Annotated in this window: 17 protein-coding genes; 6 read left to right on the forward strand and 11 right to left on the reverse strand. The window is 59.5% G+C overall.

Going from position 1 to position 15,823, the window contains the following annotated elements:
* Positions 1 to 70: 70 nt before the first annotated feature.
* On the reverse strand, positions 71 to 1,015 hold the full coding sequence (locus ACXAEK_RS06110; protein ID WP_475040498.1) for a LysR family transcriptional regulator: 945 nt from the start codon (positions 1,013 to 1,015) through the stop codon (positions 71 to 73).
* Here ACXAEK_RS06110 and ACXAEK_RS06115 point away from each other — a divergent pair.
* On the forward strand, positions 993 to 2,489 hold the full coding sequence (locus tag ACXAEK_RS06115) for an FAD-binding oxidoreductase (RefSeq protein ID WP_475040500.1): 1,497 nt from the start codon (positions 993 to 995) through the stop codon (positions 2,487 to 2,489). The two genes, ACXAEK_RS06110 and ACXAEK_RS06115, sit on opposite strands and share 23 nt — an antisense overlap.
* 71 nt (positions 2,490 to 2,560) lie before the next feature.
* On the opposite strand, the gene ACXAEK_RS06120 is transcribed toward ACXAEK_RS06115, so the two are convergent.
* The 6 genes from ACXAEK_RS06120 to ACXAEK_RS06145 form a co-directional block, all read right to left on the reverse strand.
* Complete coding sequence (locus ACXAEK_RS06120) at positions 2,561 to 2,905, reverse strand: RidA family protein (protein WP_475040502.1); 345 nt, start codon at positions 2,903 to 2,905, stop codon at positions 2,561 to 2,563.
* Entirely contained in the window at positions 2,902 to 3,966 is a 1,065-nt protein-coding gene (speB, locus tag ACXAEK_RS06125; RefSeq protein WP_475040504.1) for an agmatinase, read from the reverse strand. The genes ACXAEK_RS06120 and speB overlap by 4 nt, the downstream gene beginning before the upstream one ends.
* Positions 3,967 to 4,443: 477 nt before the next feature.
* Positions 4,444 to 5,118: an ankyrin repeat domain-containing protein gene (locus ACXAEK_RS06130; protein ID WP_475040505.1), complete on the reverse strand. Its 675-nt coding sequence runs from the start codon at positions 5,116 to 5,118 to the stop codon at positions 4,444 to 4,446.
* 64 nt (positions 5,119 to 5,182) lie between these two features.
* Positions 5,183 to 5,665 (reverse strand): GlcG/HbpS family heme-binding protein, encoded by a 483-nt coding sequence (locus ACXAEK_RS06135; RefSeq protein WP_475040507.1) that lies wholly within the window; start codon positions 5,663 to 5,665, stop codon positions 5,183 to 5,185.
* An 89-nt stretch (positions 5,666 to 5,754) separates the two neighbouring features.
* Positions 5,755 to 6,363: a response regulator transcription factor gene (locus tag ACXAEK_RS06140; protein WP_475040508.1), complete on the reverse strand. Its 609-nt coding sequence runs from the start codon at positions 6,361 to 6,363 to the stop codon at positions 5,755 to 5,757.
* The gene (locus ACXAEK_RS06145) at positions 6,360 to 7,826 is read right to left on the reverse strand and encodes a sensor histidine kinase (protein ID WP_475040510.1); all 1,467 of its coding nucleotides are present in this window, start codon (positions 7,824 to 7,826) and stop codon (positions 6,360 to 6,362) included. The genes ACXAEK_RS06140 and ACXAEK_RS06145 overlap by 4 nt, the downstream gene beginning before the upstream one ends.
* A gap of 444 nt (positions 7,827 to 8,270) precedes the next feature.
* Between ACXAEK_RS06145 and ACXAEK_RS06150 the strand changes: the two genes are divergently transcribed.
* The 4 genes from ACXAEK_RS06150 to ACXAEK_RS06165 all read left to right on the forward strand — a co-directional run bounded on the left by ACXAEK_RS06150 (position 8,271) and on the right by ACXAEK_RS06165 (position 11,555).
* The gene (locus tag ACXAEK_RS06150) at positions 8,271 to 9,182 is read left to right on the forward strand and encodes a LysR family transcriptional regulator (RefSeq protein ID WP_475040511.1); all 912 of its coding nucleotides are present in this window, start codon (positions 8,271 to 8,273) and stop codon (positions 9,180 to 9,182) included.
* Between the two features lie 195 nt (positions 9,183 to 9,377).
* Positions 9,378 to 9,788, forward strand: coding sequence for a peptide-methionine (R)-S-oxide reductase MsrB (msrB, locus tag ACXAEK_RS06155; protein WP_475040513.1), 411 nt, complete (start codon positions 9,378 to 9,380; stop codon positions 9,786 to 9,788).
* A 41-nt stretch (positions 9,789 to 9,829) separates the two neighbouring features.
* The gene (locus tag ACXAEK_RS06160; RefSeq protein WP_475040515.1) at positions 9,830 to 10,903 is read left to right on the forward strand and encodes a DUF4331 family protein; all 1,074 of its coding nucleotides are present in this window, start codon (positions 9,830 to 9,832) and stop codon (positions 10,901 to 10,903) included.
* Between the two features lie 82 nt (positions 10,904 to 10,985).
* Positions 10,986 to 11,555 (forward strand): cytochrome P460 family protein, encoded by a 570-nt coding sequence (locus ACXAEK_RS06165; protein ID WP_475040517.1) that lies wholly within the window; start codon positions 10,986 to 10,988, stop codon positions 11,553 to 11,555.
* 189 nt (positions 11,556 to 11,744) lie between these two features.
* Here ACXAEK_RS06165 and ACXAEK_RS06170 read toward each other — a convergent pair whose 3' ends face one another.
* The 4 genes from ACXAEK_RS06170 to ACXAEK_RS06185 all read right to left on the reverse strand — a co-directional run bounded on the left by ACXAEK_RS06170 (position 11,745) and on the right by ACXAEK_RS06185 (position 15,120).
* Positions 11,745 to 12,824, reverse strand: coding sequence for an MBL fold metallo-hydrolase (locus ACXAEK_RS06170; RefSeq protein WP_475040519.1), 1,080 nt, complete (start codon positions 12,822 to 12,824; stop codon positions 11,745 to 11,747).
* A 71-nt stretch (positions 12,825 to 12,895) separates the two neighbouring features.
* Complete coding sequence (locus ACXAEK_RS06175) at positions 12,896 to 13,387, reverse strand: SRPBCC domain-containing protein (RefSeq protein WP_475040520.1); 492 nt, start codon at positions 13,385 to 13,387, stop codon at positions 12,896 to 12,898.
* On the reverse strand, positions 13,387 to 14,256 hold the full coding sequence (locus tag ACXAEK_RS06180; protein WP_475040522.1) for an alpha/beta hydrolase: 870 nt from the start codon (positions 14,254 to 14,256) through the stop codon (positions 13,387 to 13,389). The genes ACXAEK_RS06175 and ACXAEK_RS06180 overlap by 1 nt, the downstream gene beginning before the upstream one ends.
* A gap of 15 nt (positions 14,257 to 14,271) precedes the next feature.
* Positions 14,272 to 15,120, reverse strand: coding sequence for an SDR family oxidoreductase (locus tag ACXAEK_RS06185; protein WP_475040523.1), 849 nt, complete (start codon positions 15,118 to 15,120; stop codon positions 14,272 to 14,274).
* A gap of 98 nt (positions 15,121 to 15,218) precedes the next feature.
* On the opposite strand from ACXAEK_RS06185, the gene ACXAEK_RS06190 reads away from it, so the two are divergent.
* Positions 15,219 to 15,803, forward strand: a complete 585-nt coding sequence (locus tag ACXAEK_RS06190; RefSeq protein WP_475040525.1) for a TetR/AcrR family transcriptional regulator — start codon at positions 15,219 to 15,221, stop codon at positions 15,801 to 15,803.
* Positions 15,804 to 15,823 lie beyond the last annotated feature (20 nt).

Here is a 15,823-nt window from a genome sequence, read left to right on the forward strand (position 1 = left end):
CACCATTTACAGGGCGGACTGCGCATTGTCTGTTGCATTGCAATGCAACAGACGGCGCAGACATTGCTGTTCAACTCGACAGCAGGCTTTCGACAAACGCGCGCGAAAGAACTGAATGCTTTCGGCTGCTTTTGGTTACTACGCACATCGGCGCAATATATTCGAATTGGTCTGGTAAAATGCTGGTCAGTTCAGTTGAGGCAATGTGTTCTGGAAGAAACCCCAAATACGCACCAGCATGCACAAGAGCCGACACGGCCTCGGTATGAAAAACTGTGGGACCGCGTTCGAACTGCTGTTTCAGCTCAATCAGCTTGTCTCCTTCTAGATAGCCGCGGTAAACTAGCTCATGCCGGGTAACCTCCTCCATTGGCAGATCTGGTTCCTCTGCAAACTGAGACAGCAATGGATGCGTAGGCCCGGCAAACAAGGCAACCCTTTCTTGATACAATTCCTGATAAGATAGCTCTGGTAGGAAACGGTAGGCAGGCACCAAGCCGAGGTGAAAGCTGCCATCCAGGACACCGCGCTCGATTTGCCCTGGTGATTTAACGGTAAGGTTGATTTTGACCCTTGGCGCCCGGTCCCTAAAGGCGCGGATGGCACCCAGGGTCGGGTTCAGTGGGTCGGTAAAGCTGGCATCGACCATTGCCACGTCAATCTTGCCGGTGAAATTGTCATTGATAGCCGCGACATTGGAGGTGAACTCCTCCGCGGCCTCCAGAAAATCCAGCATATAGGCCAGCGCCTGCTCGCCATGCTGTGTCAGCTTGAAGCCACTGCGGCCGCGGTAGCACAGTGTTAGCCCCAACCGGGTTTCCAGATGCGCGATCTGGCGCGAGATTGTCGACCGCCCGACGCCCAGCTCGCTCTGCGCCGCCGAGAAGCCGCCGCATTCCACAACCGTGCAGAATACCCGCATGAGGTTGATATCCACTTCGCTGACACGCCCCATCAGCTTCCGGCGCTGGTTAAGTTGTGGTTCTGAAGTCATGAACATCTTCCATTGTTTCATTCAGCTGCAACAATCCTTCAGCATTTTGCAATCTTTTTCTTCCGTCCTCCGTGGCACAACAGGAGCGAATCTGCTCCGGAGGACTGGTATGGGCGCACTACAGGAAATCTTTGCAAGCGTTGTGGGCGAATGCCATGTGCTGACTGCCGAGCAGCTCAGCGGCCGCAATCCAGGCTATTGCGCCGAAAGCCTGGATGCAGGGCTGCTGCTGCGCCCGGGCTCTGCCGCCGAGCTGGCTGAAATTTGCAAAACGGCCTCTATGAAAGGGATTGGACTGGTGCCGCATGGCGGGCTGACCGGGCTGGTCGATGGCACGGCGTCGCAGCCAGGCCAGGCCATTGTTTCCTTTGAGCGCATGAACAGGATCCTGCGCATTGATGTGGCGCAGGGGATCGCCGTTGTCGAACCAGGCGTGACACTTGAAGCCTTGGAAACGGCGCTGGAGCCCCATGGCATGATTGTCGGCGTTGATATTCCGGCCCGCGGCAGCTGCACCATCGGCGGAATGGTTGCGACAAATGCTGGCGGTGTTAAGGTGCTAAAATACGGTATGATGCGTCAGAATGTTCTGGGCCTTGAGGCCGTCCTGGCGGATGGGCGCGTTCTTGATATGACCAGCCCGCTGATCAAGAACAATGCCGGATACGATTTGAAGCAGTTGTTCATCGGCAGCGAAGGCACTCTGGGGCTTGTCAGCAAGATCGTCCTGAAATTGTGGCCGGTCCCGGCGGCAACGAGCTGCGCATTGCTGGCCTGCGAAAATCCCGAGAAGCTGCCGCCGTTGTTTGAGCGGGCCCGCAAGGCATTTGGCACGAACCTGGTATCCTTCGAGGCGATGTGGCCCGAGTATTACCGCCTCACGACGTCCCAGAGTGGCTACGGAACACCGCCGCTCGGGCATGGCTACGGTGTTTACGCGGTTCTTGAGATCTCAGGAAAGTCCTCTTCGGTTGCAAACGAAGAACTGGTGAATTTCCTGGAACCAGTGTTCGGTGAAGGCATCGTCGCTGACGCAGTTGTCGCACAGTCTGAAGCCGAGCGCGCCGCCATCTGGCGCTCCCGTGAAGACAGCGATGCAATAGAACACGGATTCGAGGCCAATCTGTCCTATGATGTCGGGCTGGAATTGAAGGACCTCGAAACCTTTACTGCCCGGTTGGCCGAACGGTATGCAGAGACGTTTCCGGCAGCAGTGCCTTACATCTTTGGGCATGTCGGCGACGGCAATCTGCATGTGATGCTGGGGCTTGCCGCCGGGGAATTCGCGAGCCGGGACAGCTATGACCGGCTGATCTATGACACCGTCGCGGAATTCTCAGGCAGCACAATTTCTGCGGAGCATGGGATCGGGCTGGAAAAACGCGCTTATCTCGGCAGATCGGTGTCTCCAGAGGCTCAGGTGGTCATGCAAACACTGAAAGAGGCACTGGACCCCCAGGCTCTGCTCAACCCGGGTAAGGTTTTTCAAGTCTGAAATAGAACCCTGTAAATGGCAAAAGAGGCGGGTGAAACCGCCTCTTCTTTGTTTGAAACCGCTTGTGATACTTAGACCTTAGCGGCGGTTACGATGAACTCAACCAGGTAATCCGGAGTTGCCAGCCGCGATTCCCCGGCCGCGCGGACGGGTTGATTGCCCGGATCAACCCAGGCGTCATAGACCGCGTTCATCTCGTCAAAATCATTCATATCGGCCAGCCAAACTTGCACCGACAGGATCGAGGATTTCCTGCCACCGGCCAGTTCGAGCACACGCTCAACCTGTGCCAATGCGTCCTTGGTCTGTTCGCCAATCGTCGCGCCCTGGCCAACCTGTCCGGCCAGATAGATCGTGTCGCCATGAACGACGGCCTGGGCCATGCGGTCAGAGAGTTCAAAGCGGGTGATGTTCATTTCTTTTCCTTTTCGAGTTTTTCCCGGAACCAGGGGGCATGCGCCAGCAAAGACATGATCTGAAAGAGCATCTGTGCCCCGACCTGCGCGGTGTTGGTGCTGGGATCGTATTGCGGAGCGACCTCAACCACATCGCCGCCGATGATGTTCACACCCTTCATTCCATTCAGGATGATATTGGCTTCGCGGGTTGTCAGCCCGCCAACCTCAGGCGTGCCGGTTCCCGGCGTATAAGCCGGGTCGATACCGTCGACATCAAAGCTCAGATAGGTGGGACCGTCACCGACTACTTCACGGGCCTTGGCGATGACCGCTTCCAGCCCCATTTCGTGGACCTCCTCGGCGTGAATCACGGTCATGCCGGATGCGAAGGAGAACTCCCAAAGATACTCACCACCGCCGCGGATACCGATCTGCACGGTGCGTTCGGGATCCAAAACCCCGTCCAAAACCGCGCTGCGGAATGGGCCGCCGTGATGGAATTTCTGCCCTTCATAGGGGCCTGCGGTGTCGCAGTGGGCGTCAATCTGGATCATGCCGACAGGACGGTCCGCGCCAAGCGCCTTGAGGATAGGGTAGGCAATCGAATGGTCGCCGCCAACGCTCAGAGGAACCACGCCGTTTGCCGCAACCTTGCGATAAAACAACTCGATATCCTCAGTCGACATATCCAGGTCAAACCTGCTGCGGAACGGGACATCACCCACATCAGCGGCCCGGAGTTCCGTCAGCGGAGCTGTGCGCAGCACGTGATGAAACGGACCGACCCGCTCAACCGCGCGTACTGCACGCGGCCCGAAACGCGATCCATTGCGGTTCGTGACGCCTAGGTCCATGGGAACGCCGATCAGAGCAACATCAAGCCCTTCAAAGCCATTTTCAGCCGCATCCGGCGCATAAGGGGCATCCAGGAATGTGGAAACCCCGGAATAGGGCGGCGGGCGGCGGTCGCCGCTGAAAACCGCGTCGGCGACCTTCCGGAATTCCGGGTCGTGCATCTTGTCACCCCCAGCACCGCCATAGAGCTCACGTAGTTTTTGCAGGTTTGAGTTCGATGTCATGATTACGCTCACCTTTATTGTGAACGTACATTATCCCGGGAAGGGTCTGTAATAGATGCCTGTGTGGAAATGGATCGTTGCACCAGCAAGCAACATGAAATCCACCGGGGTGGCTGGCAGGTTCCACTAGTTTCTTCCGCCTCGTTTCCCAAATAGTACCTCAGCATCTTTCATTCATGTTGCGCACATGGCGGGCTCTTGGTTCCGCACTGGCGGTGTGATGCAGCTAAGAACTACCAAGCCAAAAGTTTCCTCGGCAAGAGCCCCTTTCAATGCGTCGTATCTCTCCTGAAAGCTGTCTAGGTGGCACGTGAGGAGCATGTCCGGAACATCCCTTTGCTGAAACTGCCCCACATGACACGAACGGCAGCTTTAACGGGCTGCGTTGCAGCATTTGCATGTGGCAGCCAGCGGCAGCTTTGGGCCGATTTTGTCAGCCTCTGGAGAATTCGGGACAATTCCCTTGGCACGAGCGAGTTAGTCCTCTCTGCGAAGCCGTTCAGACATTTCAGTGAACCCCCGTGCCTCCGCGTGCTGAAGTGCTGTGACGCCATCGCGGTCGGCCAGCGAGCGGTCAGCCCCAGCGGTGAGCAAGGCGTCAAGTACCGCCTGGTGATCCGGGCCACCGTCGCCCAGCACCACAGCTTCCATGACGGCAGTCCAGTGCAGGTTGTTGATGTGATCGAGCGGCGCGCCCGCATCGATCAGACGCCGCACCACCTCGGCATGGCCAAGATGCGCTGCAGCGATCAACGCGGTGCCGAGATAGGGGCTCGTCACGAGACCCGGATCGTTGCCCAATTCGATGGCGAGCGACATCAGGTCGGGATCGTCCGCCACAGCGGCGATCGTCACGACGTCGTAGGCCTGGTGTTCGAAGGCGTTCATGTCGGCACCGGCTTCGGCCAGAGCACGCAGCGCATCGCCCTCGGAGGCGAAAGCCGCCACATGGGCCGGTGTCCGGCCACTGGAGTCTCGGGCATCGACGTCGGCGCCCTCCACGACCAGCCGTTTGATCCCGGCGACATCGCCCTCATGCGCTGCGAGGAAGAGTCCATCATAGGCCGCGACTTCGCGCGCAGAAGGGGTGGTTTGCGCCCAAACCGGCGCGGCAAGTCCGACAAAAAGGACGATCAGGGGAAGTTGGCGCATGGGTCTACCTTTCGTGACGTTTTCGTGTGGGGTCCGTGCGCGTGTCGCACGGACCATCATTGACCTACTCGGCACCGATGACGTCCAGCCCGGCGCGTGCGCAAGCCTCGTCCAAGTGGCCGCCGGGCGCACCGCCAACACCGATACCGCCGACCAGCGCGCCGCCGATCCGGATCGGCAGACCGCCGCCCTGGATGACCATGCGCGCATCCATGTAGCGCAAACCCTCGTGCTGCGGATTCTCGCCGATGAACTGGGCCAACCCGGCGGTGTCGCGGCCCATCGAGGCTGAGGTGAAGGCCTTGCCTTGCGCGCTGCCAACAGTGTGCGGGCCTGAATTGTCCGCTTTCAGATGCACCTTGGTCGCGCCGTCGAGGGCGACAATGGCGACGCTGACGTTATAGCCGTCGGCCGCACAGGCGGTGAGCGCGGCATTCGCAGCATCAACCGCCAGAGCAAGCGGCAGATATGGGCTGGTGGGCAGGTCCTGCGCCACGGCGGCCACGGGAGCGGCGAGGGCCGCGAGAAGAGCGGTTGTTCTGAGCATGTCGGTTCTCCTTTGCTGGTGACAGGGAGAGACCTACGCCATTGCGGGAGCACGCCCCATTCGTAGGCCGGCCCGACACCTCCGTAGAACTACTGAGCGCTCTCGGCCTCGATCCAGAGACGGGTCATCTCAACCGGTGACGTCGTGCCGAGCTTGGCTCCGATCGCCGCGCGATGGCTTTCCACCGTCCGAGGCGAAACATCAAGCGCCCCAGCGATTTCCCGGGTCGCGAAGCCGCGCGCCACGAGCGACAGCACTTCCCGTTCGCGCGGCGTCAGCCCTGCGAGGAGCGCCATGGTTTCGCTGCGCTCGGCGTCGGCTTCGGCGGCTCGACTGAGCACTGCCTGTCCCTTCTGAATCGCGTCGATGAGATCCTGTTCGTCCACCGGTTTCGACAGGAAATCGATGGCACCATTGCGGAAAGCCTTTCGGCAGGCCTCGACATCGCCGTGCCCCGAAATCACGACGGTCGGCCAGGCCACACCGCTCGCGGTCAGGCGTTTCTGCAGCTTCAACCCCGAGATCGCCGGCATCCGGATGTCGAGGATCAGGCAGCCCGGATCGAGCTTCGGGAGAGCCGACAGGAAGTCTTCGGGACCGGCGAAGGTCCTGACATTGATCCCCACCGTCGAAAGAAGCAGCGAGAGCGCATCCCGGACCGCCTCATCGTCATCGACGAGATAGACCGGCGCAGTCATTCCGCGGCCTCCCGGGCGGCTAGGGCCAGCGGCAGGCTGATCCTGAACCGGGCGCCCTCTTGGGTCTCGACCAATGTCAGTTCGCCGCCATACCTTTCGACCAGGCGATGGCTGAGAGCGAGGCCGAGGCCCGTTCCGCTCTCCCGTGTCGTGACGAAGGGGATGAACAGCCGGTCCCGCACATCCGGCCGAATGCCGGGCCCCGTGTCGGTCACGTCGATCATCGCCGTTTCGCCGTCGAGTGACGCGTCAACGGCAACCTCCCGCGCCCCCGCGCTCTCGGCGACCGCATCGAGAGCGTTTCGCATCAGGTTGAACAGCACCTGCTCCAGTTCCACGCGATCGCCCTCCACCGTCAGAGGCGTCGCTGGCACTGTCAGGGTGAGGCGGGCGCCAAGCTCTTGGGCTTGTCCCGCGAGCAGGGTTTCGGCCACGCGGATGCAGTCTCTGAGATCGATCAGTTCCGCATTGCGCTCCCGCGGCCGCGTCCACGTCCGCAGGCGCTCCAAGATCGCGGAGGCGCGCCGCGTCTGTCCAACAACCTCCTCGAGGGTCCCCGCGACGCGGTCCATGTCGCCCCGTGCGACCAGGTGCCGGGCCGCCTGCGCCTGCGCCAGGATTGCCGTCAGAGGCTGGGTTAGTTCATGCGCCATGCCACTTGCCATCTCGCCGAGCGCGTTCACCCGGGATGCGTGGCTGAGACGGGTCTCGAGACCGCTCAATTCGGCCCGCGCTTCCGCGGCGCGGACCTTGGCGCGTTGCCGACCGATCACGCGCAGCGCCATGGCGCCCAATGCGATCACGGCAAGGACGAGGGCCACCCGGCCCGGAGGCAGGATGTCCGAGACCGTCATGCGGATCGCAGTCTTCAGCTCAAGCGGCTGCGTGCCACTGGAAAGGGCGCGGATGAAATGTGGGGCGTGCGCGTCCTGGGCCACACCGGCGAGCGAGGTGCCGTCGTGAAGCGCCAGCCAGCGCGTCGCCTTGGAGCGCGTCCAATAGTCGGAGTCTCCGTCGAGCAGCGCCGAGGCGTCGATCACGAGTGCGAGCCCGTAGCGCGCCGCCTCGGAATTCGGGCTTCGTTTGACGATCAGATAGGCCGGGCGTTCGGAAGGGTACCGCACCAGGACCGGGGCGCCGGTCGAGCGTTCGGCGGCCGCTCGGATGAGCTCCCGGAGATCGGCTTCGTGGACCCCGATTTCCAGCACGCCGTCCTCCCCTTCGAGCGGCACGAGGGAAATGCCGATGATCCGGGGGTAGAACCGCATGATCGCGCGCGCAACCTCGCGAAAGAGGTCCGGACGCTGCTCTGCGCCGGCCACCGCGATGGCCGACAGGGCTGTCAGATGCGCATCGTGTTGGTTGACGCGCTGCGAGGCGACCGCGTGAAGGCGCTCGCTCTCCGCCGTCAGGTCGACCAGCCGCGTGCTGCGCTCGAAATTGGCGAGGACCCCAAGCGCCAAGACGCAGACAAGCACCCAGACGATCCCTCGGGCAAGGGGTCGGCGCAGGAGGTCTCGTGCTGATCGCGTTCTCTCTGACACGTGTCCGGTTCCGATGTGGGCGATGCCCCTTCAGACATCGTGACTTCGAGACAAGCATAACCTCCTGGCGCAGTTTTGAAATCCGTAGGACTACAGAGGCTGGTCGGTGTGCGGCAACAAACTCCGAACTTTACACCCGCGACGATTGTCCGGAATGCGGGCTGCACATGCAGAGTCGGAAGGCCACGCTCAAGGTCGGCCTTGGGTCGGTCGTAATGGCTGTGACCTGTCAAACCTAATGGTTCACGGCACCGCGGAGGGTGGTGCTCTGGACCTTGCTCTTTGCGCACCCTGTTCGGCAACTTGTCTTTAAACGGTATATGCTTCACGCTTGCCTCGTAACCTCCAGGGAACTTTGTCTAAGTGGACTTTAACCAGATACGCTACTTCCTTGCGCTCGCAGACACTCTCAATTTCACGCGGGCGGCGGAGCAGTGTTTTGTCTCCCAGCCCGCGCTGACTCAGGCGATCAAGCGCCTGGAAACTGAGCTTGGTGGTGAGCTGATACGCAGGGATGGGCGGGAAAACGCGCTCACCGATCTGGGCAAGTCACTAAGGGCACATTTCGAGCAGATTGACCGCACGCGGCATCTGGTTCGGGCAACCGCAAAGGCCGTGAATGCAGGCGAAATCGCTGAACTCAACATCGGGCTGATGTGTACGATTGGGCCTGGTGTCCTGGCGCCGATGCTGGATGCGTTTCATGTTGCGCACCCTCTGGTGTCAATTGTCCTGCATGATGTGGCACCTGACGCAATTTCCGATCTCTTGCTGACCGGTGTGCTGGACGGCGCGTTTTGCGCGCGTCATGGGCCGCCGCATCCGCAGCTCAGCTATGTCGAATTGTTCGAGGAGCCTTTGGTCATTGCCTTTCCGGAAGGCCACGCCTTTTCGCAGATGGATGCGGTTTCCCTGCGCGACATAGCCAAGCAGCAGTATGTGGAGCGGCTTCACTGCGAGTTCCGGGAAGAGGTCCTAGAGTACTACAAGGACCTTGATCTCGAGCTTGAAGTTGCCTTTCGAAGCCAGCGCGAAGACTGGATCCAGGGGATGGTCCGCAACGGTGTCGGCGTCTGCTGCATCCCGCGGTATTCGCTGTTGCGGCCCGAGTTGGACCACAGGCCGATTGTGGACCCAGCCTTGTCGCGCAAGGTTGCCTTTGCCACGGCGCAGCAATCTGAACAGCCGCCTGCACTGAAACTGCTTGCGGAAATGGCACGTGCGCATGACTGGCCGGCCTACGCCTCTGAACAGCAGAAAGGGCCTGCGGCCTAACAAGGCAAGGCTCAGCGCCGATTGGACTGCTGTGCCCCTTTCGCCGGGCTGCCATAAGCAGCGCCTATTGAATACGAACAACTGAATATTTCCCCGCGGCATTGCCTTTGGCTACGGTTCAGCAGGCGGCAGAGAAACTCTGCTGAAGCAGTAACCTGAACCGAAAAGGATGGATAAGCCGCGGAGGTAGATCAGTTGCCCCGAAAATCTACCGATACGCCTGGCGCGGGCACTGCGCCGGAAGCAGCGTTTCAAAACGCCTTCTGGGATCACTGGGAAGCTGGTCTCTATGTTGATACGGCCAGCGGCATCCCGTTGTTTGCATCGGTTCACAAGTTCAGGTCCGGCAACGGATGGCCTTGTTTCTTTGAGACGATTGCGGGTGAGGAAGTCAGGGAAACGACGGAGCGCTCAGGCGGCATGATCCGTATCCATCTGCGGTGCCGGACGTCCGGCACGCATCTCGGGTATCTGTTTCTGGACGGGCCGGAACCGGTCGGGCTGAGCTACTGCATCAAGTCTTCGGCACTCCGCTTTGTGCCACAGGAAGACCTTCAGGCGGAAGGCTGCGGGGAGTTCGCGCGCCTGTTTACGTCAGAGGCTTAGGCGGAGCCCGGAATGAAAATTACAAATGGGAGAACGAAAGAATGAAGACCAAATCAGAAAAGACCGCCTTGAGCTTTGTGGCGGCCGCTGTGGCAGCCGTCAGCCTGTCCAGTGCTGTGCAAGCATCAGGGCACTTCATTTCAGGGCTGCAGGACCAGTATCCGGCCTATGACCTCAATGACACCTATGTGTTCCAGTCCAGCAACGACGGGTTCACATCCTTTATCTCCTCGGCCAATCCCAGCCTGCCGGGCACGAACACGTCGCCCGCGGGCGTCATCTTTGGCAATGAGGGGCTCTATAATCTCCACATTGCCCAGGATGGAGACTTCCAATCCGGTATGACCCTGGTGTTCTCCTTTGACGGAGAGAATGTCGAGGTCAGCAGAGCGGGTGCCCCCAATGCCGCCGTAGGAGAGGCAGGAGAGCCGCTGGGCAGCGGCAAGGTTGGCGACACCCTGGAGCTGCCGGATGGAATCCGGGTGTGGACAGGGCGCGGAGAGGAGCCGTTCTTTGGCAATGGCGTTGGCCTGGCCAAATTCAATGCGGCCAAGCAGGCAGGCAACTTTGCCCCGGAGATTTTCCAGGAGGATGGTGATCTGTTCATCGGAGCAACCGCCAGTTTCATCGTCGTGGACGTCCCCAACGCTCTGCTAGGCGACGAAGTCAAAGTCTTCACCACCACAGCTGTGACCTACAAAGACGAATGGAGCCAGGTCGACCGGCACGCCAATGTGCTGTTCCCCTATGTGTTCCTGGCTGACACCCCCGCTGTTCAGGAGGACCACGGCCAGCACCGCCCAGACCTCGATGTAGAGGAACGCCGCCAGGCCATTGTGAACAATGTCTTCTGGGCAGTCTCCGCGTCACAGGCGGTCGAGGGAAATCCGGTGGAGTACGCGGGCAAGGTTGCCGATATGGTCATGCCCGATGTGCTGACCTACAACCCGGGCACCAAGGCAAGCTATTCGGTGGACGGCCTGAACGGGCGGGCGCTGCAGGATGACGCGATGAACACGGTTCTGCATCTCATGACCGGAGTTGCAATTGACGATAACGCCGACGATGCCAAGCGCTATACGGATCAGTTTCCGTACATCGTCCCTGTGAACTGAATTAACCAAATCCGTGACTGCCTTGCCTCCAGGCCGCTCTGTTGGTGCTGGCCAAAGGCAGGCAGCACCTGGAGGGAAACCCATGAAGAACCTTGTTTGGTCAGCTATTCTGCTGGCATGCGGCGCTTCTGCGGCCAGTGCCGAAGATCCGGCAAAACTGCCCGTTTCGTTTAACGCTGATGGAACCGTCAACCTGCCGCAAAACTACCGGCAATGGGTCAACGTCGGCACCACGCTGCTGCCGAAGGGAGAAGTGAACATCATCGACTCACAGCCCATCGCAGCAAGCGAGTATATCGATACTTATGTCGAGCCTCAGTCCTTTGCCATCTACATAGAAACCGGTGCTTGGCCGGACGGCACGCAGATCGTCAAGGAGTTCACCGCAACTAAGGACGCCGCACCGGATGAGGTGCTTATGGAAAGCCACTACACCGGCCTTGCGATGCTGATAAAGGACACCGAACGGTTCCCCGCAGAGACTGGTCACCTCGGCTACTTCAACTTCGGCCATCACAGCGAACCGTATGAGCAGACCGCGTCGCTGCTGCCAAGGGAACAGTGCTCCTCATGCCATGAGGCGCTTGCCGCCGATCAGCAGTTCATTTTCGCGGATCATCACATCGGGCTTCAGCGCAAACCGACGGAGTAATCTCCAAAGCCGCCAAATGTTACGATTTCTCCGATAGCCCGGATGGTTCCCGAGAGGTTGTCAGCCCTGTTGAAGGAATGCTGCACTATGCACCAACGGCAGGTTTGACGGGTCGCGCTGCAGCGTTTCGCTTGCTGGTCGAACGGCAGGAAAGGGCCGGAAAACGTTCTAAGCAATGCGCTGTGAACGCTACCTTGTGCCATGCGTGTGAACAGCTACGTGCGTTTCGGCGAATATGGAGATGCTTTCACCGACGCGCAGGATGAGTGCGTTTTCATTTCCAAGCCCCTGCTTCTCCGCTGCCAGCTTGAATCGTTGCGGAGCGTCGAAGGGGTTTTCAGGTGTCAGCATTATTACGCCCCAGTGCATGCCTATTGCACGGCGGGCCCCCACCTTGCGCACAACCTCTATTGCCTCTTCAGGTGTGACGTGGACCGACTTCATGATGTTTCGCGGCTCGTAGGCTCCGATGGCAATTAACGCCAAATCAAACGGGCCGGCGCGGCGGCCGATTTCTTCAAAGATGGTGCCATTGGCAGTGTCGCCGGAAAACCAAATTTTCCCTTCCGGCGCAGAAATCCCGAAACTTGCCCACAAGGTCTTGCCACGGTCGCCAATTCCCCGACCCGAGAAATGCACCGCAGGCAGGGTGGTGATCTCAATGCCGTCTGATCGCCAGCTTTGCCACCAGTCATGTTCTGTCACCCTTGTATAGCCCCGCTTTGTGAAAAACGGCGCCAGGCCAAGGGGCACAATTACCTGCGTCTCCTCCTTGTAGCGGTAGGCCTCGATGGTGGATGCATCCAGGTGATCGTAATGATTGTGGCTGATCAGCAAAACATCGGCCTTGGGCAGCTCGGCCCCACTCAGTGGAGCAGGAGCGTAGCGCTTGGGCCCGATGCTCATGGGCCCTGCCACGTCGCTGAGAAAGGGATCCGTTAGGATGATCTGGCCTCCGAGCCTGATTATGAAGGCTGCATGCCCGAGCCACGTCACGCTGGGATTGCCGGCCTCCACATACTGGCGCTCGAACTCAGCCTTTGGCAGAACGTGGTCTTCCGGCGCTTTGGTTTCGTGGGAAGAGAACATTTCTCCAGCAATAAACCTGACCATTTCCCCGAAAGTGGCATCCCGGGCAGGGCTTCCCGGCGGGTTGCGGTATCCGCCATCTGGTGAATGGTGGGAGGGTTTGTTCACGGCCACGGCTTGGGTGTCCTCTGAATTGGTGAAGGTCCACTTGGCTCCACAGCCAAGGATCAGGCAAATCAACAAGTATCTTAAACTATTGCGCATTGCGGGAACTTTCTGGTTGAGACCAAGTGCAAGCTGAAAAGCGTGTGCTATTTGCTGCCTGCAACAACCTTGGCACCCAAAGCATCGCCAACTCTGCTGTAGGCACCTTCAATCCAATCTGAATTCCAGAACCACAGCCCGATACCCTGGTCGGTCTCGTGTTGAACAACGCGGGTGCCTCCCTCAACCGGCTGCAGCATCCATTGATGGTCAAACGTCAAAATGCCCGGGATGCCACCCTTTTGGCGCAACTCACGGGCAGGAGCCAGGGTGGCAACGGTAGCGGTCATCTTCAGGATTTTGCCAGAAGGATCGCGCACCATGTTCAGCATTTCGGCATCCTCAACGTAAGCACCTTGAACCTCCACAAATACGGGGTTCCAGTCAGGATAGGCCGAAGTGTCCATCAGGACCGCCCAGACTTCTTCCGGCGGCGCTGCGATGACGGTTTCCACATGAAAAGTTTTGCGGGTGAAGGCGCCTGCCACCGCAATGATTGCCAGGAAGGGCACTCCCCATTTCAGAATAGTCCACAGCATCACATGAACCTGCCGAACCAGCCCATCAGATCCTCGGGATGGGATCCCACATAGTCATAGGCAGCAAAGCGGCTTTTCTCCAGATCAAGGAGCTTCAGCTCTTTCTCGGCTGTCAGCGCGTTGAAGTAGTCTTTGACCATGCCCATCCGGGTCCAGGGATCATTGGTGTTCTGCACGACCAGCGTAGGCACAGTGATCTTGGGCGCGTCATTGATGAAGTTGGGCTGGGCCATGTCGAACCCCAGCCGCTTCTCGCTGACTTTTTCACCTGCGCGCACCATGAAGCCGGGCATGCCGAGGGCCTCAACGAAGCAGGTGTAAAGCAGCGGCTGGACGGCAATCAGCGCTTTGACGTTTGACCGCTGCGCCAGCCCGTTCTCCTGGCCATAGGCATAAGTGGTCGAGGCTGCACCCATGCAGATACTCAACAGCCCTACCGAAGCCTCGGGAAAACGCTCGGTCACAAAATCCACTGCCGCAATCACGTCCTTGGCTTCTTCCGGCCCCCAGCTGACCCAGGGGATCGGACCCAGATCGCTTTCGCCATGGCCGCGCATGTCATACATCAGCACCGAATACCCCTGATCCGCCAGAAACTTGGCCTGCCGCAGGAACTGGATGTCTTTCTTCCAGGGCGTGATCGGCCCGTGCCCCTTAGGCGTCCAGCCGCCCCGGTTGCACTGGACACCGAAATGGGTCTGAACGATCACCTTGCCGCTGCCACCCTTGATCAGCCATCCCCTCAAGGCCACGCCATCCTCGGTTCTGAATTCGACATTTTCATAGTCGAGACCGTGATTTTCCGGCGTGTCGAACAGGGGCGACTGGCCCGGTTTGACCATCATGTTCGAGATCATGTTTCCAAACATTGGTTCGCTTCCTTGTCAGGTGTTTTGTTCCGCAGGCACCAGCATCGCGCTCAGTTGGCCCAGAAAGGCCTGGCGGTTCTGCTGCCCCATCATGGCTGTGAGCATCTCAGCATCGGAGCCGCTGGGCGTATGGATCGGCCGGTCTCCCGCAATGCAAGCCAGGACATGATCCGCCACCTCCTGCGGGTCGGCCAAACCACCGCCCTCGTTGGCCATACGTTCGCCCACCATGCTGATCTGTTGGCGCAGCTGGTGCGAGTAGGTGACGAGCTGCGCGTCCCCATTGTTCAGACGTTCGCTCACCGCCTCATCGAACCCGGTGGTCGGGTAAGCTCCCGGTGCAACATCATAGATCCGCACGCCCAGCGGCGCATATTCCAGCGCCATGGCCTCGGTCAGGCCGGCCAAGGCGTGTTTGCTGGATGCATAGACTGCGCTCCCTGGGAGGCCCAGATGGCCGGCCATTGAGGTCACGTTGACAATGGCCCCTTTTCCCGCTGCGCGCATGTGCGGCAATGCCTGGCGCATCACGTTCATCGGGCCGAAGACGTTGGTGGCATACATCGCCTCGACATCTTCAGGGCTGAACTGTTCAAACAGGCCGGACCCGCCGTAGCCTGCGTTGTTCACCACCGCATCCAGGTTGCCAAAGGTTTCATATGCCTTAGCAAATGCGGCGGCGATGCTTTCCGGGTCGGTTACGTCCAGCCGCGTCAGCAGCATGCGCGGGCCGTCTTGCAGGCCGCTCTCAGCGCTGGGATTGCGCATGGTGGCCACCACATTCCACCCCGCATCATGGAATGTACGTGCGATCAGATTTCCGAAGCCGCTGGAACAGCCGGTTATGAGAACTGTCTGGGGCATGTATCTCCCTAACTTTACATTTGTACCGATATTGTATGGTTGTATTTTACATTGCGACCCATCTTGTCAAGTGATGGAGGCCGATTTAAGTGACTGGCATGACCGATATGCAGCCCAAGCCCCTGACAGATACCGAAGAAAAAATCGTCGCCGCCGCGATTGGCTGCTTTGTGCGGTTCGGCGCGCGCAAGACATCCATGAACGACATTGCGGCTGAAGCAGGCGTGTCGCGGCAGACGCTTTACGATCTTTTCGGGGGCAAAGATGAGCTGATCCGCGCCTCGATCCGCACAATCACTGACCGGAACCTGGCAATGGTCCGAACGCGACTGGCTGAATGCACCACCCTGTCAGAAAAACTCGATGTCTATTTCGCAGAAACCGTGATCAAGAGTTTCGAGATGCTGCAGACAGCGGGCGATGCAGAGGATCTGATCACAGGTCATAATGAAGCTGGCAAAGATGAAATCGCCCGCTCCCATCACCGGCACGAGTTGCTCATCAAGGAACTCTTCGAACCCTACGATGAAGCGTTTGAGTCAAAGGGGCTTTCGGTTCCCCAGCAGGCGCATTTTTTCGTCACCGTCGTGATGGGCTTGAAGTATGGGGCGCAGAACCGGGAAGACCTGGACAATCTGCTTGCCGCGTTGAAAGCGAACTTCTTGGCCGGTGTAGACGAATAGCAGCGGCTGACCCCTTCAGC

The organism is Leisingera sp. ABM4_101 (genome assembly GCF_056158725.1).